This window comes from Dysosmobacter sp. HCP28S3_G4 (assembly GCF_052065175.1).
Classification (GTDB): domain Bacteria; phylum Bacillota; class Clostridia; order Oscillospirales; family Oscillospiraceae; genus Oscillibacter.
Genome location: NZ_JBQHUP010000011.1, coordinates 15,045 through 39,724, shown reverse-complemented (window position 1 = coordinate 39,724; position 24,680 = coordinate 15,045). Strand labels below are relative to the sequence as shown.

The window sequence follows — 24,680 nt, the reverse complement described above, 5'->3', positions numbered from 1 at the left end:
ATAATGACAGCCTATGATTTTGACCAGATCATCGACCGCCGCAATACCAACAGTCTCAAATACGACTTCGCCGTGGAGCGGGGCCTTCCCGCCGACGTGCTGCCGCTGTGGGTGGCGGACATGGACTTCCGGGCCCCGGAGCCGGTGCTGGACGCCCTGCGGAAAACGGTGGACCACGGCATTTTCGGCTACAGCGATGTGAAAGACGGCTATTACGACGCCGTCTCCCAGTGGTTTCTCACCCGCTTCGGCTGGCAGACCCGCCCGGAGTGGCTGGTAAAGACCCCAGGCGTGGTGTTCGCCCTGGCCATGGCGGTGCGGGCGCTGACCCAGCCCGGCGACAGTGTGCTGATCCAGCCCCCGGTCTATTATCCGTTCTTCAACGTGATCCGCAGCAATGACCGGAAGGTGGTGGAGAGCCGTCTGGTCTATAAGGACGGCGCGTACGCCATCGACTTTGCCGACTTTGAGCGCAAGGCGGCAAAGGAGCACGTGAAGCTGTTCATCCTGTGCAGTCCCCACAATCCCATCGGACGGGTCTGGACGGTAGAGGAGCTGCGGCGGCTGGGAGACATCTGCCGGAAGCACGGCATCTATGTGGTCTCCGACGAGATCCACTGCGACTTCACCCTCCCGGGGCACCCCCACCACGTATTCCTGGACGCCGTTCCCGAGCTGACGGAGCGGGCCATCGTCTGCACCGCCCCCAGCAAGACCTTCAATCTGGCGGGTCTCCAGGCGTCCAACATCTGGATCCCCGGTGAGGAGATCCGGAAGCGGTTCGTCAGGGAGATGAGCCGCTGCGGCTATTCCGGCCTGAACCGGATGGGACTTATCGCCTGTCAGGCGGCCTATGAGGGCGGCGGGGACTGGCTGGACGGCTGCCGGACGTATCTGCGGGACAATCTGGATTTCCTGCGGGCGTTCCTGGCGGAGCGCATCCCGCAGGTCCGTCTGGTGGAGCCGGAGGGCACCTATTTCGCATGGCTGGACTGCTCCGGGCTGGGGCTGTCCCAGGAGGCGCTGGACGAGCTCATCATCCGGCGGGCGAAGCTCTGGCTGGACGCCGGACACATCTTCGGCGGAAACGGCGGTCAGTTCCAGCGGGTGGTGCTGGCCTGTCCCCGGGCGACGCTGCGGCAGGCGCTGGAGCAGCTGGCCCAGGCCGTGTCCGGCGTCTGACCCGCTTCCATCCGCAGCATTGTCAAAGAGCCATCCGCGGCCCGTGCCGCGGATGGCTCTTGGTATGTACGGGTCTGTAGCTTACCGCACCTGTTCCATGATCCGCCGCATCAACTCCACCCGGCGGAAGGGGGTCATCAGATACAGGCCGTCGGTGTAGGGGGCGATCTCCCGGGCCACACGGGCGGAGATGGTCACCGCCAGTTCCTCGGCGGCCTCCCGGTCCTTCCCCTCGTACAGGGCCACGATCTCGTTGCAGACGTGGATACCGGCGATCTCGTTGTTCAGGAAGCAGGCGTTTTTGTGGCTGACCACCGGATAGATGCCCCCCAGGATCTTGCCATGGAGGGTCTCCCGGGCCAGTTTCAGGTTCTCCAGTCCCTCCGCTGACAGCACCGGCTGGGTCAGGAAGCCCGCCACGCCGCAGTCCTCCTTCTCCCGGGCGATCTTCAGCTGCATGGCGAAGTTCCGGGCGTTGACATTCAGTGCGCCGAAGATGCGGAAGGGCGTGGTCAGCACCTGCTCATTCAGGCCGCTGACGTACTGGGCCAGCTTCCGGGAGTTGAAATTGAACACGCTCTTGACCTCGTCCCGGTCCTCGGTGGGGATGGGGTCGCCGGTGACCAGCAGCACATTGTGGACCCCCTCCATGGACAGTCCCAGTAGCAGTGCCTTGGTGGCGTTGAGGTTCCGGTCCCGGCAGGTCATGTGGGGCAGCGGCTCCATGTCCAGCTCCCGCTTCAGTTTGCAGGCCAGCAGGCTGCTGTCCGCCCGGGGACGGCCCACCGGGCAGTCCGCAATGGTGACAGCGTCGGCGCCTACGTCCCGCAGCACCCGGACGCCATCCAGGAAGGGCTGCACGTTGTCGTCCACCGGCGGGTCCAGCTCCACGGCAATGACCCGCCGGCCGCTCTCCAGCTTCTCCCACAGGGAGTTCCGATGGGGTTCCCCCCGCTGCTCCGGCTGTTCCGTCCGGGGCCGGACGGACACGGCGGGGCGCTCCCGTTTCAGCGCCGCGGCGGCTCTGGCGATATGCTCCGGCGTGGTGCCGCAGCAGCCGCCCACGATGGCCGCCCCCGCCTGGGCGATCTCCGCCAGCTTCTCGCCGAAATAGTCCGGCGTCCCCTGGAACACGGTCCGGCGTCCCAGCACCGTGGGATAGCCCGCGTTGGGCATGACGGACAATGTCACGCCCCCCAGGTCCAGCTTCCGGATGTACTCCAGCAGATGATGGGGGCCGGAGACACAGTTGAAGCCCACGGCGTCCACTCCCGGCAGGGCGGCGGTCCGGTGGAACAGCTCGCTGCCCAGACAGCCGTCCCGGGTCGTCCCGTCAAAGCCCACCGCGAAGGAGACGATGAGGAACGACGCCGGGCAATTCTCCTTCAGATACCGGGCCAGTTCCGGGATGCCCTCGTCGGTGGGCAGCGTCTCCGCCAGGAAGTGGGTGACGCCCTGTCCCAGGAACAGCTCCGCCTGACGGATGTAGTTCTCCCCGGGGGACAGCTCCCGTCCCCGGGGCGCAGGCCCCAGGTCCGCAAACACCCAGGCGTCATAGGGCCGGGCGGCGTCCAGGGCCAGACGGCAGGCAGCCTCGATGAGCCGCTCCGCCGGTTCCTCCCCATTCTCCGCCAGCTCTACGCCCACGCCGAAGGTGTTGGTCTTGATGGCCCGGCAGCCCGCCTCCAGATAGGCCTTGTGGATGGCGGCGATCTCCTCCGGATGCTCCAGATCCGCCTTCTCGCAGAGCTCTCCCGCCCGGCCGGGCTGGGCCGCGAACCAGGTGCCCATGGCACCGTCGAACAGCAGGGGCTTTCCCTGCCGCAGATAAGCCCGAATGTCCATTTATCCCAGAACCTTTCTCGCGATCTCCACGGACTGACGGGCGTCTCTGGCGTAGTAGTCCGCCCCCATCTTCTCTGCGTACTCCGGCGTCACCACCGCGCCGCCCACGAAGGTCACCGGCGGCTCCGGCAGTTCCCGGAGCTGGCGGATGGTCTCCTCCATGGCGGGGAGGGTGGTGGTCATCAGGGCGGACAGGCCCACCAGCCGGATGTTCTCTTTCACCGCCGTCTCCACGATGGTCTCCGGCGCCACGTCCCGGCCCAGATCCAGCACCTCGTAGCCGTAGTTCTCCAGCACCGTTTTGACGATGTTCTTGCCGATATCGTGGATGTCTCCCTGGACCGTGGCGATGATGAGCCGTCCCTTTTTCACCGGCGCGCCGCCCTTCTCGGCGATGGCGGCCCGGATGACCTCGAAGACGGACTGGGCCGCCTGGGCGGCGCTGAGCAGCTGGGGCAGAAACATCTTCCCCTTCTCATACGCCTCGCCCACCTGATCCAGCGCCGGGATCAGGTGCTGTTCCACCAGGGTCAGCTCGCTCTCCGTCTCCAGCGCCTGTTTGGCCAGCCGTCCGGCGTCGGCCTTCAGGCCCTTGATGATGGCGTCGTCCAGGGTCATGTCACCGGCGGCGGACGGCGCCGCGGCCTTCACGGGCACAGCTTCTCCCGTGAAGCGGGCCACGTACGCCTGGCACTGGACGTCCTCGCCGGACAGCACCCGGAAGGCCGCCACGGCGTCCATCATCTCCCGCTGATTGGGGTTGATGATGGGCAGCGTCAGTCCGGCGGCCATGGCCTGGATCAGGAAGTTCTGGGTGATGAGGGGCCGGTTAGGCAGGCCGAAGGAGATGTTGGACACCCCCAGCACGGTCTGGAGTCCCAGCTCCCGCCGGACGGTCCGCACCGCCTTCAGGGTCTCCATGGCCTGCTCCTGCTGGGCGGAGACGGTGAGGGTCAGGCAGTCGATCCACACGTCCTCCTTGGGGATGCCGCAGGACAGCGCCGCGTCCAGAATGCGCCGGGCGATGGCCACCCGGCCCTCCGCCGTCTGGGGGATGCCGCCCTTGTCCAAAGCCAGTCCCACTACGGACGCGCCGTACTTCTTCACGATGGGCAGGATGCGCTCCAGCACCGCCGCCTCGCCGTTGACGGAGTTCACCGCCGCCTTGCCGTTGTAGACCCGCAATCCCGCCTCCAAGGCGTCGGGATTGGTGGAGTCCAGCTGCAACGGCAGGGACACGGCGCTTTGCAGCTTCTTCACCACCCGGGGCAGCATGTCCACCTCGTCCACGCCGGGATAGCCCACGTTCACGTCCAGAATGTCCGCCCCCGCGTCCTCCTGCTGGATGGCCACGTCCAGGATATAGTCCAGATCGTTCTCCAGCAGCGCCTGCTGGAACCGCTTCTTGCCGGTGGGGTTCACCCGCTCGCCGATGACCCGGACGCCCTCCAGCCGCAGGGGCGTCACCGGCGTGCAGAGGAAGCCCACGGCGTCATACCGCCGGGGCGCGGGGGACTTCCCCGCCAGCGCCGCCTTCAGGCAGCGGATATAGTCCGGCGATGTGCCGCAGCAGCCGCCGAAGATGGTGACGCCTGCCTCTAAACAGGGCAGCAGTGCCTGGGCGAAGGCCTCCGGCCCCATGTCGTAGTGGCCGTCCACCGGGTCCGGCAGTCCCGCGTTGGGCTTGGCGATCACCGGCAGGCGGGTGTTTTCGCACAGCTCCTTCAGCAGCGGCGCCAGCAGATCCGGCCCCAGGGAGCAGTTCAGGCCGATGGCGTCGGCCCCCAGGCCCTCCAGCGTCCGGGCCATGGAGGCCACGGTGCAGCCGGCGAAGGTCCGGCCCCGCTCCTCAAAGGACATCGTGACGAACACCGGCAAGTCCGTGTTCTCCTTCACCGCCAGCAGCGCCGCCTTGGCCTCGTACAGATCCGTCATGGTCTCGATGACCGCCAGATCGGCACCGGCCTTCTCGCCGGCCACCGCCATCTCCCGGAACAGCTCGTAGGCCCGCTCGAAGGGCAGACTGCCCATGGGCTCCAGCAGTTCTCCCAGCGGCCCCACGTCCAGTGCCACCCGGACCTCCGTCCCGGCGGCGGCCCGTTTGGCGATGCCGATGGCGGCGGTGATGATCTCCTCCACGCCGTGGCCGGTGCGGCCCAGCTTCAGGCCGTTGGCGCCGAAGGTGTTGGCGTAGATCACTTGACTGCCCGCGGCCATATACTCCCGGTAGATGGACTCCAGCAGCGCCGGGTCCGTCAGGTTCAGCAGCTCCGGCTGGCCCCCGGGGGGCAGTCCCTTCTGCTGGAGGACGGTGCCCATGGCGCCGTCCAGAATGACGATCTTATCCTTGAAAAAATCAGAGCGCACAGCTCTTTCCCCCCTTACGAAGTGTGCAGGTCTCCCGCATGGAGCAGTAGGCGCAGCCCCGGATCCTGGCCCGCTGGGGCCGGTCCGACAGGCCGATCACCGCGGTGACGGATTTGGCCGGATTCATCAGCAGGCTCCCGGTGACATGGACTCCCAGCCGCCGGGGCATGTCCAGCGCGGCGCAGATGGACGGCTGCAGGGTCAGCGGCAGGTCGCCGTAGCCGGGGCTGAACCGGTCCGTCAGATACCGGTCCGGGAACCGGGCCCGGATCTCCCCCTCCGCAGCGTCGCAGCCGCTCTCCACCAGGGCGCTGCCGCAGGCGTCCAGCATCACCGCCCGCGCCATGTCCCGGACCTGCTCCGCCCGCAGCAGGGCGTCAAACCGGACCCCCAGGGTGCAGGCCAGCAGCACGGCCTGTCCGCACTGGGCCAGCATCCGCTCCGCGGTGCGTCCGGCAAGGACGATATCCGGGCCGCAGAGGCGGAACGCCCCGTCCTCCCGCCGCAGGTCAAAGACCTGATACGTCCAGCGGGGCTGGAGCTGTCCGGCCAGACGGTCCGCCATGGCCGAGATCTCCCGCCGCAGCGTCTCCGGTGCACCGTTTCCCGCGCCCAGATAGCGCAGCGCCTCGTCAATATCCGGCTTCACGCCGTTCACCTCCTGCCCATTGCGCATAATTATTGTTATCATACCGTATTTTTCCGGCGTTGTATAGTCCGGAAAATGGTCCGGGCCCCATTTCCATCCCCGCCCTATTATCCTATTAAATTACTATGTTATTCTCGATTTGTCAACAGCGGATTCCCTTGACGGCAGACCGCAGGCCTTCCCCTGGAAAAATTTTATTTTTCCTATTGACACCATCGGAATTGTGTGCTATAAATAGCTCATAAACCGACAAACAAACTAGGTAATTCAATGGGAGGGATAGCGATGACGCGCCATTTTGAGCAGCTGCTGCGCAGCAATTTCCGCTGTGGACGAATGCTCTACTCCCGGACTGTTCATATGGCCGGGTGCGTCGGCGCGCCCACTGTTCACTGAGGATCTCACAGGTGGACCTCTGTTTGGCCATACGCAGTCCGGGAGCGAACTTCGCCCCGGCTTTTTTCGTGCCAACAACAAAATCTAAATGAAATGAAAGAGGTATTTACCATGAGTAACTATAAATTTGAGACTTTGCAGCTTCACGTCGGTCAGGAGCAGCCCGATCCCGCCACCGATTCCCGGGCCGTGCCCATCTACCAGACCACGTCCTACGTCTTCCGCAACTCCGCCCACGCCGCCGCCCGATTCGGTCTGGCGGACGCCGGCAACATCTACGGCCGTCTCACCAACTCCACCCAGGACGTGCTGGAGAAGCGGCTGGCAGCTCTGGAGGGCGGCGTGGCCGCTCTGGCCCTGGCCTCCGGCGCGGCGGCCATCACCTACACCATCCAGGCCCTGGCCCAGGCCGGGGATCACATCGTGGCCCAGAAGACCATCTACGGCGGCAGCTACAACCTGCTGGCCCACACCCTGCCCCAGTTCGGCGTCACCACCACCTTCGTCAACGCCCACGATCTGGCGGAAGTAGAAAACGCCATTCAGGACAACACCAAGGCCATCTATCTGGAGACGCTGGGCAACCCCAACAGCGACATTCCCGACATCGACGCCATCGCGGAAATCGCCCACAAGCACGGCCTGCCCCTGGTCATCGACAATACCTTCGGCACCCCCTACCTGATCCGGCCCATCGAGCACGGTGCGGACATCGTGGTCCACTCCGCCACCAAGTTCATCGGCGGCCACGGCACCACCCTGGGCGGCATCATCGTGGATTCCGGCAAGTTTGACTGGAAGGCCAGCGGCAAGTATGCCCCCATCGCCGCCCCCAACCCCAGCTACCACGGCGTCAGCTTCGTGGACGCCGTCGGCCCCGCCGCCTTCGTCACCTACATCCGGGCCATCCTGCTGCGGGATACCGGCGCTACCATCTCCCCCTTCAACGCCTTCCTGCTGCTCCAGGGCGTGGAGACCCTGTCCCTGCGACTGGACCGCCACGCCGAGAACACCAAGAAGGTGGTGGAGTTCCTGGCCAACCATCCCCAGGTGGAGCGGGTGAACCATCCCAGCCTGCCCGACCATCCGGACCACGCCCTGTACGAGAAGTACTTCCCCAACGGCGGCGGCTCTATCTTCACCTTTGACATCAAGGGCGGCCAGGAGGAGGCCCACAAGTTCATCGACAATCTGGAGATCTTCTCCCTGCTGGCCAACGTGGCGGACGTCAAGTCCCTGGTGATCCATCCCGCCACCACCACCCACTCCCAGCTGTCCCCCGAGGAGCTGGAGGATCAGGGCATCCATCCCAACACCATCCGCCTCTCCATCGGCACCGAGCACATCGACGACATCATCGCCGATCTGGAGAAGGGCTTCGCCGCCGTGCGGGGCTGATTCCAACAACTGCCTTTCCGCTTCTCTCCGCACACCGGGGAGAAGCGGAAGCTCTATCCGGGGGAAGCCGCCCGGCAAACTCCACACTGCGCAGGTGACGTCACATGAAAAATCCGCTCCTCTATCAGCGCTCCGAATACGACTGCGGCCCCACCGCCATGCTCAACGGCATCAGCTATCTTTTTGACCGGGAGGAGATCCCCCCGGAGATCATCCGCAACATCATGCTGTACTGCCTGGACTGCTACGGTGCCGACGGCGTCAGCGGAAAGAGCGGCACCTCCTGCACCGCCATGATGTTTCTCAGCAACTGGCTCAACGGCTTCGGAAAGGTGGGACGCCTCCCCATCTCCAGCCAGTATCTCTCCGGAAAATCGGTGTACATCGGCGGCCAGGGACTGGTCTGCGATGCCCTGAACCGGGGCGGTGCCGTGGTGGTGCGGCTGTTTTTTGACGAGTGGCACTACGTGCTGCTGACCGGCTGGCGGGACGGCCAGGTGTATCTGTTCGACCCCTACTACCGGGACACGCCCTTTGCGCAGACGGAGATCCGGTGCGTGACGGATCATCCCTCCGCCTATAACCGCATCGTCCCCCAGTCCTTTTTCAACCGGGAGGAGCTGGAGATCTACGCCCTGGGTCCCGCGGACACCCGGGAGGCGGTGGTCCTGTTCAACGACCGGACGAAGCTCACCGCCGAGAAGACCATCGAGTATTTCATCTGATCCCGCCCTCCTGAACAGACAGTTCCCCCGGAAAGAGTGCATGCTCTTTCCGGGGGAATTTTTCTCTCCGATGCCGCGCGGTCCGGCAGGCCGTTTGCTTTACAGCTTCTCGTATGCCAGCAGTTCCTTGCTCCGGACGAACTCGTCATAGAGCAGGCCCCGGTCCTCGGTCTCCATCTCGCCCAGCTGGTTGTCGTAGGGATCGCAGCGCCAGTGCTCCTTGGGCACGCCGAACTCCGTCTGGAATTCCCGGTTGGCCACCATGCGGTCGCCCTCCAGATTGCCGAAGTAATACTGCCGCAGCGTCTCGTCCCCCCGTGCAAAGGCGCTGCCGCCCCGGGAGAGGTCCACCGGGAACCAGCCCAGCGGTGCGGCGTAGACCTTGCACCAGTCGTGAGCGCCGGTGGCGTCCGGTCCCACGGCGAGGCCGCTCTCCCAGCGGGCCGGGACACCGGCGCAGCGGCAGAGGGTGATGAACAGCAGCGTCTGGATGCCGCAGTCGCCCACCAGATTCCGGGCGCAGGTCTCGGCAATGGACTCCAATCCGAAGTAGATCCGGGAGAAGGAGTACTTCACGTTCTGCGTGACAAAATCATAGATCCGCCGCGCCTTCTCCAGATTGTCCGCCGCGCCCTCCGTCAGCATGGCGGTCAGATCCCGGATATAGGGAGTGAACATGATATGGGGCGCCTGCTCGCCGGTGAAGAAGTCTGGCTGCTCCGCGTCGGCCCTGGCGTTCCATGCGTCTGTGAACCGGGCGCGGTAGATGTAGGAGTACTCCACCTCGAAGGGATGGTTCTCCGTCATGACCTCCTGCCACGAGATGGTGCGCTGGGGAGCGTCCTCCCGGTCAGGACTTCCGGTCTCCGGGAACACCCGCTCGATGCGGATGTCGGACTGTTCTGCGCAGTCGGCGGGGATGGGCAGATGGGCCAGCACCCGGACGCCGGGGCGGAACACGTCGTCGTTCATCCGCAGGGTGGCCTTCACCCGGATGCGGTGGGCCACACTGCCCTTTTCCCGCTGTTCCTCAAACAGGGCGTGACGGCGGGCGAAGTTGTCCGGGTCGCCGCCCTGGGGCAGGATGCCCGCCCGCTTCAGATAGCTGTGGTCGGTCTCAAAGAGGTTCTCCAGGAAGCGGTTGAAGTAGTGGGGAACGCCGTTGATGTAGATCCAGTCCACCCGGCCGGTGCGCTCCAGCTCCTCCATCTCCTGAGGGGTGAAATCGGGGACGCTCTTCTGCGCGAAGGCCACGGCCTCCTCGAAGGTGTAGGGATAGTCCCTGGCCAGGCGGAGGATCAGCTCCCGCTGCACCCGCAGGCAGGCCTGATAGGCGGGGCTGCCCTTACCGGCGGCCAGCTCGTCGTCGATCATACGGACGGCGCCCTGGAAATCGCCGAAGGTCTTCTTCCGGGCGATGCGGTCAGGAAGGCCGATATTCAGATACTTGAACTGCTCGTTGACACGCATGGCGTGTACTCCTTTCTGTAAAGGGATATGGCCGCCGTTGACAGAGCGGCAACAGCGGCCATACCGTAGGGATGGAAACTATGGAGTTTTCAGAACGTGCGCGGTCAGAACATGATCATGATCCCATCACAGATCAGGGCCAGGAAGTTGCCCAGCAGGCCGCCGAAAATGCCCATCAGGATACCAACGGGGATCAGCATGGAGTTGAAGGACGCCGCCACGATGGGAGCGGAACCGGTGCCGCCGATGCAGGCCATGGAAGCGGTGGCGCAGGAGAAGAGGTCGAAGTGGAAGATCTTGGCCAGCAGGATGAAGAGCACCGCATGGAGCGCCAGGGCCACAGCGCCGAAGACCAGCCAGATGGGGGCGTCGAACAGCTCGTTGAAGCCGGCGCGGGAGGCCAGCAGAGACACCACGATGTACACCAGCATGTTGGACAGCTCTTCCTTGCCGCCGATGCGGGAGATGGGAGACATGCCGGCGAACACGCCGATAAGGGTACCGAGAATGACGGTCCAGGTGCCTCCCTCCAGGGTCAGGAAGCCGCTCATCAGGCTGCCGATCCACTGGGTCAGGGCGGAACAGGCCAGGCCGAAGCCCAGCAGGAACATCAGGCCGGTGAAGTTGGCGGGCTCCGCCTTGGCCATCAGCTCCTCGGCGTTCATGTCGATCTTGTTGTCCAGATAGGAGGTATCGGCCTTTGTGAACTTGTTGAACTTGGCCGCCATGGCCGCAGACCACAGCAGGAACGCGATCCAGACGGAATAATAGATGTTGTCGATGATGATGCAGGCACCCATGTCGCCCTCGGGGACGTTCAGCACCGCCTGAACAGCCACCATGTTGTCAGAGCCGCCCAGCCAGCTGCCCACCAGGGCGGCCGCGGCGTGAGCGGAGTTGTTGCCCAGTGCGCCGTGGAAGATGGCGTAGGAGACCACAACGCCCACGCAGACCGTCAGCACCGAGCAGAGGAAGGTCAGGATCAGCTTGGGACCCAGCTTTGCCAGCTTGCGGACGTCGCAGCGGATCAGCATCAGGGGGATCATCGCGTACAGCAGGTTGTTCTTCACAGCCGCGTAAGCGGGATAGGTCGCCTCCAGATCCCAGAGGTGGACGGTGCAGCAGATCATGTTGACCAGATAGACGAATACGAACGCGGGGAGCCATTTCCAGACCTTCCAGCTGGTCTTTGCCTCCAGCCAGCAGATGATAGCGGGGATAGCCACACATGCAGCAATGTAATAAAAGCCAGTGGTAATCATATTCCTATCTCCTTCTCATGGTTTGATTTTTCTCTGTTTGAATGGGACGTCCGCAGACCTACGGCCATGTTCCTGAACTGTTTTTCATCACCATAATTTTCTCCCTTTCTTCTCGCTATTTAAAAAGCACCGGGCCGGCCCCAGCTGTCCCGCCCGCCGCGCTTTTCCGTGGGACAGACGCTTTACAGATAGACCAGTCTGCCGGGCTCCACGCCCTTGATGCCCAGGCCCGGCCCGTCGGAGACGGTGATGTTCTTCTCGTTGAACACTGCGCCGCCGATGATGGGGTCCTCGCTGCACAGCACCGGGCCGTCCAGGTCGATCCTGGTGATGATCTTCTTGGCGCAGGCCAGCTCCACCGCCGCGTTGACGGAGATCTTGGCCTCCAGCATGCAGCCGATCATGCACTCCACGCCGTACACCTCCGCCGCAGAGACGATCTTCAGGGCATTGTACAATCCGCCGCACTTCATCAGCTTGATGTTCACCATGTCCGCGGCGCCCATCTGCATGATCTTCAGGGCATCCTCCGGGGAGAACACGCTCTCGTCCGCCAGGACGGGGACATAGCTCCGCTCCGTGACGTACTTCATGCCCGCCAGATCATGGGCCTTCACCGGCTGTTCCACGAACTCCAGTGCCAGCCCCCGCTCCTGCATCTGGTTCAGGATGCGGACCGCCTCCTTGGGCTGCCACGCCTGGTTGGCGTCGATACGGATGCACACATCATTGCCCACCGCCTGCCGGACGGCGGCCAGCCGGGCCACGTCCAGCGTGGGATCGGCGCCCACCTTCACCTTCAGGCAGTCGTAGCCCCGCTCCACGGCGCTGACGGCATCCCGCGCCATCTCCTCCGGATCGTTGACGCTGATGGTGATGTCGGTGACGATGTGCTTCCGGGCGCCGCCCATCAGCTTGTAGACGGGGATGCCGTACAGCTGGCCGTACAGATCCCACAGGGCGATGTCCACCGCCGCCTTGGCGCTGGTGTTCTTGACGATGCACTTCTGAACGGTCTGGAGCAGATCCTCGAAATCATCCACATCCCGTCCGAGGATGCTCCTGGCGATGTGATCCTGAATGGCGCCGATGATGGCGCCGGTGGTGTCGCCGGTGACGGCACCGGTGGGCGGGGCCTCGCCGTAGCCCACTGCGCCGGTGTCCGTGCGGAGCTCCACGATGACGTCCTCCACACTGTTCACCGTGCGCAGCGCCGTTTTGAACGGCACCCGCAGGGGGACCGAGAGCTTCCCCAACCGGACCTCCGTGATCTTCAATGCGCTCTCCTCCTCTTTTCTCTTATTTTGCCAACTGGTACATGGCCTCCGCAATGATCTGTGCGTTTCTCATCAGCTTGTCGATCTCGATGAACTCGTCGGGCTTGTGTTCCCGCACCTCGTCTCCGGGAAAGATGGGCCCGAAGGCCACGATGTTGGGCATAGACTTGGCGTAGGTGCCGCCGCCGATGCTCTTGGGCGCCGCAGGCAGGCCCGTCTCCCGGGCGTACACCTCCAGCAGCGTCCGCACCAGCTCGCTGTCCGCCGGGACGTAGAGACTGGCCTTGTGGATCTGCTCCGCCAGCGCAAAGCCGGCCTCCCCGAAGGCCCTCCGCAGGATGGGCTCGCAGTCCTCCAGCCGCTTCGTCACGGGATAGCGGTAGTTGATCCGCACCGTCAGGCCCGTTTCATCGCCCTCCACGGTGCCCAGATTCAATGTCAGGCTCCCGGAGATGTCGTCCCGCAGGGCAATGCCCAAAGACTCGCCGCTGGTTTCCATGCCGATCTTCTCCGCCAGGAACCGCACCGCCTCCGCCGCGCCGCCGCGCAGCGGCAGTGCCGCCAGCGCCTGCATCATGCGGCCGATGGCGTTCTCGCCCAGCTCCGGCGTGCTGCCGTGGGCGCTGACGCCCCGGACCTCCAGCACGGTGCCGCCCGGGCGGGGCGTCCAAACTACGGTCTCCGTGCTCTCCGACGCCAAACGTGCCGCCAGCTCCGCCGGGCAGGCGATCTCCGCCCGGGCGGCGGCGGGCACCACATTGGGCGCCGATCCGCCGGACAGCCGCGTCAGCCGCACATCGCCTGTCTGGGCATAGTCCTTATGGTACGTCACGTTGACGATGCCCTTCTCTCCGTTGATGACGGGGTACTCCCCGTCCGGGGTAAAGCCCATCACCGGCAGTTCCCCGCCGTGGGCCCGGTAGTATTTCATATCCTGGCTGCCGGTCTCCTCGTTGGTGCCCAGCAGAAGACGGATGCGCCGCCGCAGGGGCAATCCCGTGTCCCGGATGGCCGCCAGCGCGTACAGGGCCGCCATGGTGGGGCCCTTGTCGTCCATGGTCCCCCGGCCGAAGATCTTTCCGTCCCGGATCTCCCCGCCGAAGGGGTCGAAACTCCAGCCCTCGCCATCCGGCACCACATCCAGATGGCCCAGCACGGCGATCATCTCCGGGCCATCCCCGTACTCGCACCAGCCCATCTGGTGGTCCATGTCCACGCAGGTCAGGCCCAGCTTCTCCGCTGTCTCCAGAGCGTGGTCCAGGCAGCGGCGGACGCCCTGTCCGTAGGGACAGTCCTCTGACGCAGGCCCCCGCACACTGGGGATGCGGACGCTCTCCCGCAGGCTCTCCAGCAGCGCCGCCTGTCTGGCCTCCACCGCCTCTTTCAGAGTCATATCTCCACCCCCTGTACATGTCACTGCCGATAAAAAAGCCCAGCAGAAAGCCGCGCATCACGCGCGTCTTCTGCTGGGTTTCATCCGCTCTTTGGTATAGGGTACTATACCACGCCGAACAAAGCAGCCAATATAGAGGAAAGTACTGCTTTCCTGTTTTCAGGATATCGGAAAACAGGACTTCCGTCAAGGGAGTTGGTCATATTTTTCTGTTTTACTTGTTTTTTCTTTCAGATTTTGTATAAATTGTACATGTCTCTCTGTCATCTGCCGGACCGCTGTCCTTGACATTCGCCTGCGTCCGTTTTATTCTAATAAAGAGGGGTCCAGGCTCCTGAGAACAACCTGTATTCTTATGCTAGGAGGCATCATGCGCCATGAAAGCACCCGACCCGTTGCCCAGCTATTATGTCATCGGCGAATCCCGCACCAACGCGGACAACGCCATCACCCGGATCTTCGGCTCCTTTTATGTTGCCTTTGAGGTGGATGCCGCCACGGAGGAAGTGCTGGCCTTCAACTGCACCCATACCCTGGATCTGACGGAGGATTACCTGCGCAGACTGTTCGTGGGGCAGCATTTTCCCAGCATTGACGCCTGGCTGGAAGGCGTCCTGAAGCAGCACTACGGCGGCTCCTCCCGCCGCGCCGTCCTCACCTCCTACCGCGACGCCCTCAAGCGCTACCGCTCCATGCGTGCCGGCAGCGAATGACCACTCTATAGATCAGTTTATTGTCCTAATTTTTTAATATAATGGTCTTTTAATCTGTCAGGTGTGTCCACCTCCGGTGGGACGACCGCAAGCAGGCCGGTCCTGTAAGGGCCGGCCTGCTCTGATTTTATTGTCTTTCATAGACAGCCCGCTGAGCGAAGAGAGCCACCGGAAACATCTATCCCGGGACCGTTTTTCCCCGTCAGCCCCCCGCCGCCTCCTTGCGCCGGGACGCGAAATACCGGGCCCGGTTCCGCTTCTGCTTCGGCGTCAGCTGCCGCCGGGGACACCGGAACACCTCCAATTGCTTCAGTTCCCGCAGCAGATCCCGGTTTGCCGCCGTCAGTCCCAGCTCCGCCGCACGGCCCCACAGCAGGGCCGACCGTCCCCGCTGGACCTCCAGCCGCAACAGGTATCCGCCGTGTTCCGGACAGCCCAGCTTGGCGTAATAGGGCCCCTTGCCGTGGAAGCGCCACTGGCTGACAAAGGATGCCTGTCCGCACACGGGACATCTCCCCTTGCGGCAGCCCCGGTTGGTCAGGGCCTCCTCCACCGTCTCAAAGGGGCCGTACCGCCGTCCAGGGGCCGCGGCCGGCTCCTCCGCCGCCAGAATGCCGGCGCCCCGCACGGCCAGAGGCAGCACCTCCGGGTCCGCCCAGCCTCCCACCAGAGAGGTGTACACGGCGTCGTTCAGGGCGTTGTGGTAGTCGAAGACGTCCGGGATCCGGCAGTACTCCACCGCCCGGTGAAGGGCGATCTCCCCCGGGGCCTCCAGGGTCATGGCGAAGGCGTCCTGCAAATCCAGGAACCGCTCCGGCAGTTCCGCTTTGATATCCCAGTACTGCAGATTCCTGGCCAGCGCCTTCAGGTCTCCCCCGCCCCAGGCGGCCAGCTCCTCCCCGGCGCACCACCGGAGAAACGCCTCCAGCGCCTGGGGAAACGTCAGCTCCGACGTCTGATAGGTCTCCAGTTCCGGCAGACGCTTGGCTGCGGGGGACAGCCGCTTGTGGACGCGGGGGCGGATATGGGCGCAGAAGGTGTCCAGAATTCTTCCGCCGGGACGGTCCACCCGCACGGCCCCGATCTGTAAGATCTCATCCAGGCGGATGTTGTCATAGCATCCGCTGTTCCATTCCAAATCAAAAACGATCACGCGGCGATCACAGCCTTTTCAAGTTCTCTTGCCGCCATCATAGCATATTTCCGCGGACTGTGCAATTATTTGAAGAAAACCGCCGGTCCGGACGGAGGACTGTTGCGAATCCGGTAAAAGTGATATAATAAGTCCGGATAAACTGCAATGACAGCGGCGGAGCAGAACTCCGCGCTGCGGAAGGAGACTTGTATGCTGAACTGCACGATCATTCTGGAGGAGGCCCGGCGGGACGCCGGACGTATCGCGGAGGACCGCCGCTGGCTCCACGCCCATGCGGAGACGGGCTTCGATCTGGCGGAGACCCTGCCCTGGGTCCGAGCCCGGCTGGAGGAGATGGGCTATGCGCCCCGGCCCCTGGGCAGGGCAGGACTGTCGGTAGACGTGGGCGGGAAGCGGCCCGGAAAGACCTTCCTGCTGCGGGCGGACATGGACGCCCTGCCCATTCAGGAGGAGTCCGGCGTGGACTTCTCCTGCGCCGCGGGCCGGATGCACGCCTGCGGCCACGATCTCCACACCGCCATGCTGCTGGAGGCCGCCCGCATCCTGAAGGCCCATGAAGACGAGATCACCGGCACCGTCCGGCTGATGTTCCAGCCCGCCGAGGAGATCTTCGAGGGCTCCCGGGACATGATCGGCGCCGGGATCCTGGAGGGCGTGGACGCGGCCATGATGATCCATGTGATGGCGGGTGTCCCCCTGCCCGCCGGATCGGTCATCGTCTCGCCCCCCGGCGTCAGCGCCCCCGCCGCGGACTACTTCACCGTCACCGTCCAGGGCCAGGGCTGTCACGGCTCCGCCCCCCAGGACGGCGTGGACCCCCTCTCCGCCGCGGCCCACATCGTGGTGGCCCTTCAGGAGCTTCACGCCCGGGAGCTGTCCCCCAACGCCCGGGCCGTTCTGACAGTGGGCACCTTCCACGCCGGCGCCGCCGCCAACGCCATCCCCGACACGGCGGTGCTGGGCGGCAGCATCCGCACCTATGATGAGAAGACCCGCGCCCAACTGAAGCAGCGCCTGACAGAGATCTCTCAGGGCACAGCCGCCGTCTTCCGGGCCAGCGCGTCCGTGGAATTCGGCAGCGGCTGCCCCACCCTGGTGAACAACGCCGATCTGGTGCGGGACGCCGAGAAGTACACGGCGGAGCTGCTGGGGCCGGAGCGGGCCCTGTCCGGCCAGAAGATGGCCGCTTCCGGCGGACTGTCCGGCGGCGGCTCTGAAGACTTCGCCTATGTCAGCCAGGAGGTGCCCTCCGTTATGCTGGCCCTGGCCGCCGGAGAGCCCGCCAAGGGCTATCCCTATCCCCAGCACCATCCCAAGGTGAAATTCGACGAGGAGGCCCTGCCCACCGGCAGCGCCATCCTCACCTGCTGCGCCCTCCGCTGGCTGGAGGAGCATCCGTAACCAAAATGCGCATCGCCCCGGGGCGGGGTGTCCGCGGCGGGGCGATGTCTGTCTTTTCATATAGTTCCGGCCTTACGTTCTTCCGATGCAGTACCGCCGCAGGCCGCAGTTGTACAGCGCCGCCATCCGGGGCTCCAGCACCGGCTCGGAGCTCTCCTCGCCGTCTCCCTCGTCAAAGTACCAGAATGCTCCGTCCGTGCTGAGGATGGGTTCCAGATCCTTCAGAGAGTACATGTCGAACAGGGCGGCGCCGGCCCGCCAGATCCGCTGGACGTAGATGTCGTCCACATTGTTGCAGACGATGGCCAGCTTCAGCTCCGGGATGCAGATGCCGGAGACCTCCTTGTCCAGGACTTTCCCTTGATAGCCGCCGCTGTAGAATGCCTCCAGGGATCGCTCCAGGTCGCCGTTGCTCCACACCGGCGCGATGATGCTCAGATCCTTCAGGGCCATCAGCCGCTTTCCCGAGGGCTGGATGTCCTCCACCGGCAGCAGGTCGCAGAGATCAAACTGATTCGTCCGGGTCTTGGGCAGGAAGATGCGGCCCGGACTGTCGGACGTCAGGCTCAGGATAAGGCTGTGGATGGTCCAGTCCAGGATCACGTCAAAATTCCCGCCGGTCTCGCCGCAGCGCTGTTCCGCCCGGTTCATGAACTTGGAGAACTCCTCATAATCCGTCAGCGCCACGGTGGGCGTGGGGCTCTCGTACAGGTCTTTCAGTTTTGATCTCAACCGCATGCTCTGGCCTCCCCGGAACAGGCCCCGTATCCGGACGCTGTTCCGACAAAATTCGAGGGATATTTTACCACAGTCCGCCGGAAAAAGCAATTCCCGGCGGCTCAGTCCGCCTCCCGGGCCGCCAGGTACAGCAGAAACGACTCTCTGGGTACCCGCAAACTGTACCCCGTCCGCTTTTTCACCCGGTCCATGCGGTACTGAAAGGTGTTGCGGTGGACGCAGCACCGCTCCGCGCAGGCCCGGATGTCCCCGTCGCACTCGAAGTACACCCGGATGGTCCGCAGCAGCTCCTCCCGCTCCTCCCCCTGGCAGGAGGAGAACACCATATGGCACAGGTCCCGGCGGATGGCGGCGGGGATGCTCTCCAGAATGAACTCCAGGGAGACCTGGTCGTAAAACACGATGGGATGCCGGGGGGACTGGGCCGCCGCGGCCCCGGCGGTCCTGGCCTCCAGATAGCACCGCCGGATGTCCAGCGGATCCCGGGACGCGCTGCTGATGCCGCCGCTGACCCGGACGCCGCAGTAGCCCTCGATGTCGGCCCGGACGCGGCTGATGACGTTGAAGGCGTCCTTTCGGCCGCTGCGGCACAGCAGGACGATGATCTGGTTCTTCATAACGGCGCAGAAATTCCGGCCGTTCCGTCCGATGCGGTTCTGGGCCATGCGGAGGAACATGCTGCTGCGGACCTCCCACAGATCCTCCGGACGCCGCAGCCGGGCGGAGTCGTCCTCCGCCAGACGGAGGATGGCCACGGTGTAGGGCGCCGCGATGTCCAGCCCCAGCAACCGTCCCCGGACCTCCAGCTCCGACAGATCCGGCGCGTCGGAGAACAGCCAGTTCTCCACGAACAGGCTCTTGGCCCGGTCCAGCAGGTCGGACTGCTCCTGCTGGCGGATGCTCTCCACCATGATCTCCGTCATCCGCTTGATGATGTCGCCGAAGACGGACACCTCCGCCGGGTCGCCGGTGACGCCGATGACCCCGGCCAGCTGTCCGTCCAGCACAATGGGCAGATTGATGCCCCGCTGGACCCCCGCCTCCGGATCGTCCTCCCAGATGGTCAGCTCGGGCAGCCCTTCCCGGATGATCCGCAGGGCCCCCTGATGCAGCTTTCCCTGCCGGGTGGGGTTGGTACTGGCCAGAATGACCCCCTCCCCGTCCATGATGTTGATGTCCCGGTGGATGGAGGTCTTCATCTCATCCACAATGTGCTGGGCGTCCCCCCGGCCGATGAACACAGCGCCGCCTCCTTTGGTTATTTTACAGATATCATATAAAATTTTTATAAAAATTACAACCCCTTCCGGATTATAATCTCATCATCAAGATACGGCCCATTCATTAAAATTTTTGATCACAAGGAGGAGCACACTATGAAGATCGTGGTACTGGACGGATACACGGAGAACCCCGGCGATCTCAGCTGGGACGCTCTGGGCAAGCTGGGCGATCTGACGGTCTATGACCGCACCAGCCTCACCGACGAAGAGGAGATCATCGCCCGCATCGGCGACGCCGAGGTGGTCATCACCAACAAGACCCCCATCAGCCGCCGGACCTTTGACGCCTGCCCCAGCATCAAGTACATCGCCGTGCTGGCCACCGGCTACAACGTCATCGACATCGCCTATGCCAAGGAGAAGGGCATCTGCGTGTCCAACGTGCCTGTGTACGGCACCCGTTCCGTCAGCCAGTTCGCCATCGCCCTGCTGCTGGAGGTCTGCCACCACATCGGCCACCACAGCGACACCGTCTACGCCGGCAAGTGGGAGAACTGCGCCGACTGGTGCTACTGGGACTATCCCCTCATCGAGCTGGCTGGCAAGACCTACGGCCTGCTGGGCTGCGGCAACATCGGCATCCACACCGCCGAGATCGCCAAAGCTCTGGGCATGCGGGTCATCACCTATGATGCCCGGGAGAGCGAGGCCGCCAAGGCTCTGGGCGTGGAATACGTCTCTCTGGACGAGCTGTTCGCCCAGTCCGACGTGCTGGGTCTGCAGATGCCCCTGTTCCCCTTCAACACCGGCATCATCAACAAGGAGAACATTGCCAAGATGAAGGACGGCGTCATCATCATCAACAACAGCCGTGGCCAGATGGTAGTGGAGCAGGACCTGGCGGACGCTCTGAACTCCGGCAAGGTGGCTGCCGCTGCGCTGGACGTGGTGTCCACGGAGCCCATCCACGGCGACAATCCCCTGCTGAAGGCCAAGAACTGCATCATCACTCCTCACATGTCCTGGGGCGCCAAGGAGAGCCGCCAGCGCATCATGGACTGCACCGTGGAAAACGTGAAGTCCTACATGGCCGGCACCCCCAACAATGTGGTGAATCCGTAAACACCCATGAAGAAGTGCATCGTCATTTCCGACTCCTTCAAGGGCACGCTGTCCAGCCAGGAGATCTGTGAGATCGCGCGGCAGTCCATCCCCCGCATCTTCCCGGACTGCCAGATCGTGGCCATTCCGGTGGCTGACGGCGGCGAGGGGACCGTGGAGTGCTTCATTGAGGCCATCGGCGCCGTGCCGGTGACGGTGACGGTCTCCGGCCCCTTCGGGGAACCGGTGGAGGCCACCTATGCCCGGAAGGGCCCCAGTGCCATTATCGAGATGGCCAGCGCCGCCGGTCTGCCCATGGTGGGTGACCGGAAGGACCCGGAGACAGCCTCCACCTACGGCGTGGGCCAGTTGATCCGCCATGCGGCGGAGCAGGGCTGCACGGAGATCCTGCTGGGCCTGGGCGGCAGTGCCACCAATGACGGCGGCTGCGGCTGCGCCGCCGCTTTGGGGACCCGGTTCCTGGACGCAGCGGGACAGGCCTTCGTTCCCGTGGGCGGCACCCTGGACCGCATCGCCCATATTGATCTCACCGAGACCCGGCAGCTGCTGGCGGGCGTGAAGATCACCGTCATGTGCGACGTGGAGAATCCCCTGTACGGTCCCACCGGCGCAGCCTACATCTTCGGCCCCCAGAAGGGGGCGGACGACGTCATCGTGGAGCGGCTGGACCGCCAGCTCCGGTGTCTGGATCAGGTCCTCCAGCGGGAGCTGGGTATTTCTGTCGCCCAGGTGCCGGGCGCCGGCGCCGCCGGCGGCATGGGTGCGGGCTGCATCGCCTTCCTGGGCGCTGAGCTGAAGCCGGGCATCGAGGCTGTGCTGGATCTGGTGCAGTTTGACCGCTGTCTGGACGGCGCCGGCCTGGTCATCACCGGCGAGGGCCGCATTGACAGTCAGAGCGTCCACGGCAAGGTCATCTCCGGCATCGCCCGGCGCACCGCCCCCCGCCGCATCCCCCTGGTGGCCATTGTGGGCGGCATCGCGGAGGACGCCGGGGAAGCCTACGATCTGGGCGTCACCGCCATGTTCGGTATCGACCGGTCCGCCTCGGCCTTCAAGGAGTTCGCATCCCGGAGCCGGGAATACTACCAGCGCACCCTGGAGGATGTGCTGCGTCTGTTCCGCGCCGGGGAAAACTGTCAATAAACCAGTTATTTTGTCCAATATAAAAGTCCGGACGCCTTTTGCGGCGTCCGGACTTTTTCTTGGTGCGCTCATTGGAAACGGCCTGCGGGTAGATCACTCCTCCTCGCTCCGGACGAATCGTCCCGTCCAGAAGTGGCACAGCGGCAGAAGGTACAGATAGCATGCGGCCAGCAGGGCCGTGGTAGGTGCGGACAGAGTTGCAAGGGGCGTGGCGCAGGCCACGGACCAGGGGATCAGCGCGGCGATCACAACGCAGGTGTCCTCCAGCGCCGCGGCCATCCGGTCCTTGTCCGGGATGATATCGCCGCAGAGCTGATCAGTCAGGATGATGGACAGGCTCTGATTGCAGGCTACAATGCAGGTCAGCACCGCCGTGACCAGCAGCGCCCCATAGGGGGTGATGACTCTGCTGAGGGCGGCCAGCCTGCTCCGCAGTCCCTCCAGCAGTCCCGTGATCCGGAACAGTCCCGCGTAGGATCCGGAGATCATCACGATGGCGAAGGCCTTCTTCATGGACAGGATGCCGCCGCCGTTCAGCAGCGCGGCCAGCTCCGGGTCCCCGGCCCGGAAGCCAAAGACGATGGTCCGCAGCAGCCACAGGGGCTGTGCGCCCTGCACCGCGGCGGAGATCACCAGGGCGATGCCGATGCTGATGCCCATGGCCAGCTTCACCTTCACCCGGAACAGCGCCAGCACCACGATGGCCAGCGCCGGCAGGATGGTCAGCAGCCGGAGGTCGAACCACTCCGCGAACCGGGCGACCACCGCCGCGCCCATGCTCTGGCCGCTCTGGCTGCGGCCCAGGACGATGTAGACGGCGCAGGTGATGAGGAAGGGGACCGCGGATGTCCGGATCATGTTGCCGATATTCCGGTAGATATCCGTCTTCGTGACGTCCGCCACCAGCAGTGCGCTGGTGGACATAGGGGAGCAGCGGTCCCCGAAAAAGCTGCCCGACAGAATGGCTCCGCCCAGCAGTGCGGGATCGGTGCCCATACCGCCGCCGATCATCATGCAGATCACGCCCACCGTGGCCGCCGTGCCCAGAGAGGTTCCGGTGAGAACGGACACCAGTGCGCACAGCAGGAAGGAGGCCAGAAGCAGCAGCGACGGGGAAAACAGCCGCATGGCGTAGTAGATGATGGCCGGGATGGTGCCCGCCGTCCGCCACAGGGCGGTGATCATTCCGACGAGGATAAAAGTGAGCAGGATGTTTTTCACCATCCGGATACCCTCCCAGGTCACTTTCAGGACCTCTTTGGGGGAGTTCCGCCGGTACAGGGCGTAGCCCGCGAACAGGGCATACCCCAGCAGCAGCGCCCAGATCACGGAAAAGCCCCAAAGGATGCAGGCAAAGAGCGCCAGGAGAAAGAGGATCAGGATGCCGTATTGTATCATCATCTCACCCACCGTTCAAATCACTGAGTTTCCCGTTCATACAAACCGTACCGCGAAAACAAGGCCGTGTCAAGCGGTTCAGAAGGGGCTGCCCCCAGAAAAATACCACGGGTCCGCCGGACAGGGTGGGACCCATGGTATAAAATGTGCAGGCCGGTTGGAATGCGCTCAGGCGCCTCTCCCGCCGCGGGGCAGGCGCAGCAGGTCCGCCAGCTTCTCGCCCTTGGGCATCAGGGCCAGATCCTCCCGGGAGAGGAGCTGGAGGAACACCACCAGGAAGAAGTACACCGCCACCGCCACGGCCATGGCCAGCAGCGTGGAGAGGGTGTTTCCGAACAGGAGGCTGGCCGCCCAGTAGGCGCCCTTGGCGGACAGGCCCATGAGGATGGTGGCCAGCAGCGGCCCCCGGAACATACGGCCGTACTTGGGCGGCCGGGGCAGGATGCGGCGGATGATGATGAGATCCAGTACCGCCGCCAGGGTGAAGCAGCAGAGGGTGCCGATGGGGGCGCCGTTGATGTTCACCGACGGAATGCCCACCAGATTGTAGTTCACCACGATCTTCACCACGCCGCCGGCAATCATGATGAGCACCGGCAGCCGCTCATATCCGTAGGCCTGTAAAATGGAGTTGGACACGGACATGATGCACACGAAGATGGACGCGATACCCAGCACCGCCAGCAGCGGGCCGGACACGTCCGGGTCCAGCCTGTGGAACAGCATCTGCACGATGGGCTTCGCCAGGGCGGAAAGTCCCACGCCCATGGGCAGTACCAGCAGCGCCGTGATGCGCAGGGAGGCCCGCACCACCCGGGACGCGCCCCGGGGATCAGACCGAGCCAGACTGGCGGAGACAGCGGGGATGATGGACGCGGTGATGGCGATGATCAGGGACGCCGGGAGATTGTACAAGGTCATGACACCGGAGTAGGCGGAGAACAGCTCCCGGGACTGGTCCAGCGTCATGTGGAGGGCGGTCTGGAGCCGTCCCTGCACCAGGGAGGTGTCGATGAGATTGATGACGGAGACGGCGGAGGAGGTCAGGGTGATGGGGATGGCGATGGACAGCAGCTCCCGGAGGATGTCCCCCGCCGGAGCCGTCTCCTCCTGAGAGCGGGGCATCTGACGGTGGTGCAGATACTCCAGCAGCATGTAGCCCAGGGCGGCAAAGGAGCCCACGGTGACGCCCACGATGGCCATGGCGGCGGCGGTGTCACCGCTCTTTCCGGCCCGGAGGGCCAGCACCGCCAGAGTCAGGCCGATGACCAGCTTGCAGAAGGCCTCGATGATCTGAGAGACGGCGGTGGGCACCATGTTGGCGTGGCCCTGGGCATAGCCCCGGAAGGAGGCCAGACAGCCCACGCAGATCACCGCCGGAGACAGGGCCCGGATGCTCTTGGCCGCCAGGGGATCGTGGAGCATCTCCGCCAGGGCGTCCGCACCGAAGAACATGACGAAGAAGGACACCACGCCCAGCGTCAGGAACACGCACAGGGACACCCGGAAAATCTTCCGGACCTGCCGGTCCTCTCCCCGGGCGTCCGCCGCCGCCACCATCTTGGACAGTGCCACCGGCAGTCCGGCGGTGGAGATGGTCAGCAGCAGGGCGTAGATATAGTAGGCGTTCTGAAAGTCCGCGTAGCTGCCGCCCAGCACGTTGACGATGGGTATTTTATAGATGGCGCCCAGAATTTTGACGATGACGATGCCCGCGGCCAGAACCGCCGCGCCGCCAAAAAAGCTGGTCTTTTTTCTCTCAGGCATGATCTGCGGAATCCTCCTGTCGGCGGCCGGAGCGCCGCCTGTTCTCTCTGTGTCG

The 24,680-nt window shown here is 64.3% G+C and carries 19 protein-coding genes; 7 read left to right on the top strand and 12 right to left on the bottom strand.

The annotated features are described in order from the left end of the window. The first annotated feature begins 3 nt into the window (after positions 1-3). The gene (locus tag ACTNBU_RS04450; protein WP_441031251.1) at positions 4-1,182 is read left to right on the top strand and encodes a MalY/PatB family protein; all 1,179 of its coding nucleotides are present in this window, start codon (positions 4-6) and stop codon (positions 1,180-1,182) included. Positions 1,183-1,263: 81 nt separating this feature from the next. Here ACTNBU_RS04450 and ACTNBU_RS04445 read toward each other — a convergent pair whose 3' ends face one another. From ACTNBU_RS04445 to ACTNBU_RS04435, 3 genes are read right to left on the bottom strand one after another with little or no spacing between them, the layout of a single operon-like run. Then, entirely contained in the window at positions 1,264-3,027 is a 1,764-nt protein-coding gene (locus tag ACTNBU_RS04445; protein ID WP_441031249.1) for a bifunctional homocysteine S-methyltransferase/methylenetetrahydrofolate reductase, read from the bottom strand. Next, positions 3,028-5,394 carry a homocysteine S-methyltransferase family protein gene (locus tag ACTNBU_RS04440; RefSeq protein WP_441031247.1) on the bottom strand — a complete coding sequence of 789 codons (2,367 nt, stop codon included), beginning with the start codon at positions 5,392-5,394 and terminating at the stop codon, positions 3,028-3,030. Next, positions 5,384-6,043 carry a vitamin B12 dependent-methionine synthase activation domain-containing protein gene (locus tag ACTNBU_RS04435; RefSeq protein WP_441031246.1) on the bottom strand — a complete coding sequence of 220 codons (660 nt, stop codon included), beginning with the start codon at positions 6,041-6,043 and terminating at the stop codon, positions 5,384-5,386. Before ACTNBU_RS04435 ends, ACTNBU_RS04440 begins: the two co-directional genes overlap by 11 nt. Positions 6,044-6,550: 507 nt before the next feature. Here ACTNBU_RS04435 and ACTNBU_RS04430 point away from each other — a divergent pair. Both ACTNBU_RS04430 and ACTNBU_RS04425 read left to right on the top strand, forming a co-directional pair. Then, entirely contained in the window at positions 6,551-7,837 is a 1,287-nt protein-coding gene (locus ACTNBU_RS04430) for an O-acetylhomoserine aminocarboxypropyltransferase/cysteine synthase family protein (protein WP_441031244.1), read from the top strand. Positions 7,838-7,941: 104 nt separating this feature from the next. Further along, positions 7,942-8,562, top strand: coding sequence for a peptidase C39 (locus ACTNBU_RS04425; protein ID WP_441031242.1), 621 nt, complete (start codon positions 7,942-7,944; stop codon positions 8,560-8,562). A 99-nt stretch (positions 8,563-8,661) separates the two neighbouring features. Here ACTNBU_RS04425 and ACTNBU_RS04420 read toward each other — a convergent pair whose 3' ends face one another. The 4 genes from ACTNBU_RS04420 to pepV all read right to left on the bottom strand — a co-directional run bounded on the left by ACTNBU_RS04420 (position 8,662) and on the right by pepV (position 13,964). Further along, positions 8,662-10,032 carry a transglutaminase-like domain-containing protein gene (locus ACTNBU_RS04420; RefSeq protein ID WP_441031241.1) on the bottom strand — a complete coding sequence of 457 codons (1,371 nt, stop codon included), beginning with the start codon at positions 10,030-10,032 and terminating at the stop codon, positions 8,662-8,664. Positions 10,033-10,136: 104 nt separating this feature from the next. Further along, positions 10,137-11,294, bottom strand: coding sequence for a DUF819 family protein (locus tag ACTNBU_RS04415; protein WP_441031239.1), 1,158 nt, complete (start codon positions 11,292-11,294; stop codon positions 10,137-10,139). Between the two features lie 182 nt (positions 11,295-11,476). Further along, positions 11,477-12,571, bottom strand: a complete 1,095-nt coding sequence (locus tag ACTNBU_RS04410) for a dipeptide epimerase (RefSeq protein WP_441031237.1) — start codon at positions 12,569-12,571, stop codon at positions 11,477-11,479. 22 nt (positions 12,572-12,593) lie between these two features. After that, positions 12,594-13,964 carry a dipeptidase PepV gene (gene pepV / locus ACTNBU_RS04405; RefSeq protein WP_441031235.1) on the bottom strand — a complete coding sequence of 457 codons (1,371 nt, stop codon included), beginning with the start codon at positions 13,962-13,964 and terminating at the stop codon, positions 12,594-12,596. Positions 13,965-14,341: 377 nt separating this feature from the next. Between pepV and ACTNBU_RS04400 the strand changes: the two genes are divergently transcribed. Then, entirely contained in the window at positions 14,342-14,677 is a 336-nt protein-coding gene (locus ACTNBU_RS04400; protein ID WP_441031233.1) for a DUF3870 domain-containing protein, read from the top strand. 202 nt (positions 14,678-14,879) lie between these two features. On the opposite strand, the gene ACTNBU_RS04395 is transcribed toward ACTNBU_RS04400, so the two are convergent. Beyond that, positions 14,880-15,830, bottom strand: a complete 951-nt coding sequence (locus ACTNBU_RS04395; RefSeq protein ID WP_441031231.1) for an exonuclease domain-containing protein — start codon at positions 15,828-15,830, stop codon at positions 14,880-14,882. 192 nt (positions 15,831-16,022) lie between these two features. On the opposite strand from ACTNBU_RS04395, the gene ACTNBU_RS04390 reads away from it, so the two are divergent. After that, a complete protein-coding gene (locus ACTNBU_RS04390; protein ID WP_441031229.1) occupies positions 16,023-17,234 on the top strand; it encodes a M20 metallopeptidase family protein in 1,212 nt (403 codons plus the stop codon). Positions 17,235-17,306: 72 nt separating this feature from the next. Here the strand turns inward: ACTNBU_RS04390 and ACTNBU_RS04385 are convergent, their stop codons facing one another. Both ACTNBU_RS04385 and ACTNBU_RS04380 read right to left on the bottom strand, forming a co-directional pair. Continuing rightward, positions 17,307-17,972 (bottom strand): hypothetical protein, encoded by a 666-nt coding sequence (locus tag ACTNBU_RS04385; RefSeq protein WP_441031227.1) that lies wholly within the window; start codon positions 17,970-17,972, stop codon positions 17,307-17,309. A gap of 101 nt (positions 17,973-18,073) precedes the next feature. Further along, entirely contained in the window at positions 18,074-19,213 is a 1,140-nt protein-coding gene (locus ACTNBU_RS04380; protein WP_441031225.1) for a CdaR family transcriptional regulator, read from the bottom strand. A gap of 135 nt (positions 19,214-19,348) precedes the next feature. Here ACTNBU_RS04380 and ACTNBU_RS04375 point away from each other — a divergent pair, with 135 nt between their 5' ends. Continuing rightward, on the top strand, positions 19,349-20,317 hold the full coding sequence (locus tag ACTNBU_RS04375) for a D-2-hydroxyacid dehydrogenase (RefSeq protein WP_441031223.1): 969 nt from the start codon (positions 19,349-19,351) through the stop codon (positions 20,315-20,317). A 6-nt stretch (positions 20,318-20,323) separates the two neighbouring features. Then, a complete protein-coding gene (locus tag ACTNBU_RS04370; RefSeq protein ID WP_441031221.1) occupies positions 20,324-21,460 on the top strand; it encodes a glycerate kinase family protein in 1,137 nt (378 codons plus the stop codon). 93 nt (positions 21,461-21,553) lie between these two features. On the opposite strand, the gene ACTNBU_RS04365 is transcribed toward ACTNBU_RS04370, so the two are convergent. Together ACTNBU_RS04365 and ACTNBU_RS04360 are read right to left on the bottom strand one after the other, a co-directional pair. Further along, a complete protein-coding gene (locus ACTNBU_RS04365; RefSeq protein WP_441031219.1) occupies positions 21,554-22,861 on the bottom strand; it encodes a Na+/H+ antiporter NhaC family protein in 1,308 nt (435 codons plus the stop codon). Positions 22,862-23,026: 165 nt separating this feature from the next. After that, complete coding sequence (locus tag ACTNBU_RS04360; RefSeq protein ID WP_441031217.1) at positions 23,027-24,625, bottom strand: putative polysaccharide biosynthesis protein; 1,599 nt, start codon at positions 24,623-24,625, stop codon at positions 23,027-23,029. Positions 24,626-24,680: the final 55 nt, after the last annotated feature.

Bases quoted from the DNA above. Each gene is read 5' to 3' on its own strand.
- ACTNBU_RS04445 (WP_441031249.1), bottom strand. From the start codon at position 3,027: ATGGACATTCGGGCTTATCTGCGGCAGGGAAAGCCCCTGCTGTTCGAC.
- ACTNBU_RS04365 (WP_441031219.1), bottom strand. From the start codon at position 22,861: ATGATGATACAATACGGCATCCTGATCCTCTTTCTCCTGGCGCTCTTT.
- ACTNBU_RS04370 (WP_441031221.1), top strand. From the start codon at position 20,324: ATGAAGAAGTGCATCGTCATTTCCGACTCCTTCAAGGGCACGCTGTCC.
- ACTNBU_RS04415 (WP_441031239.1), bottom strand. From the start codon at position 11,294: ATGATTACCACTGGCTTTTATTACATTGCTGCATGTGTGGCTATCCCC.
- ACTNBU_RS04360 (WP_441031217.1), bottom strand. From the start codon at position 24,625: ATGCCTGAGAGAAAAAAGACCAGCTTTTTTGGCGGCGCGGCGGTTCTG.
- ACTNBU_RS04450 (WP_441031251.1), top strand. From the start codon at position 4: ATGACAGCCTATGATTTTGACCAGATCATCGACCGCCGCAATACCAAC.
- ACTNBU_RS04420 (WP_441031241.1), bottom strand. From the start codon at position 10,032: ATGCGTGTCAACGAGCAGTTCAAGTATCTGAATATCGGCCTTCCTGAC.
- ACTNBU_RS04375 (WP_441031223.1), top strand. From the start codon at position 19,349: ATGAAGATCGTGGTACTGGACGGATACACGGAGAACCCCGGCGATCTC.
- ACTNBU_RS04385 (WP_441031227.1), bottom strand. From the start codon at position 17,972: ATGCGGTTGAGATCAAAACTGAAAGACCTGTACGAGAGCCCCACGCCC.
- pepV (WP_441031235.1), bottom strand. From the start codon at position 13,964: ATGACTCTGAAAGAGGCGGTGGAGGCCAGACAGGCGGCGCTGCTGGAG.
- ACTNBU_RS04390 (WP_441031229.1), top strand. From the start codon at position 16,023: ATGCTGAACTGCACGATCATTCTGGAGGAGGCCCGGCGGGACGCCGGA.
- ACTNBU_RS04425 (WP_441031242.1), top strand. From the start codon at position 7,942: ATGAAAAATCCGCTCCTCTATCAGCGCTCCGAATACGACTGCGGCCCC.
- ACTNBU_RS04430 (WP_441031244.1), top strand. From the start codon at position 6,551: ATGAGTAACTATAAATTTGAGACTTTGCAGCTTCACGTCGGTCAGGAG.
- ACTNBU_RS04400 (WP_441031233.1), top strand. From the start codon at position 14,342: ATGAAAGCACCCGACCCGTTGCCCAGCTATTATGTCATCGGCGAATCC.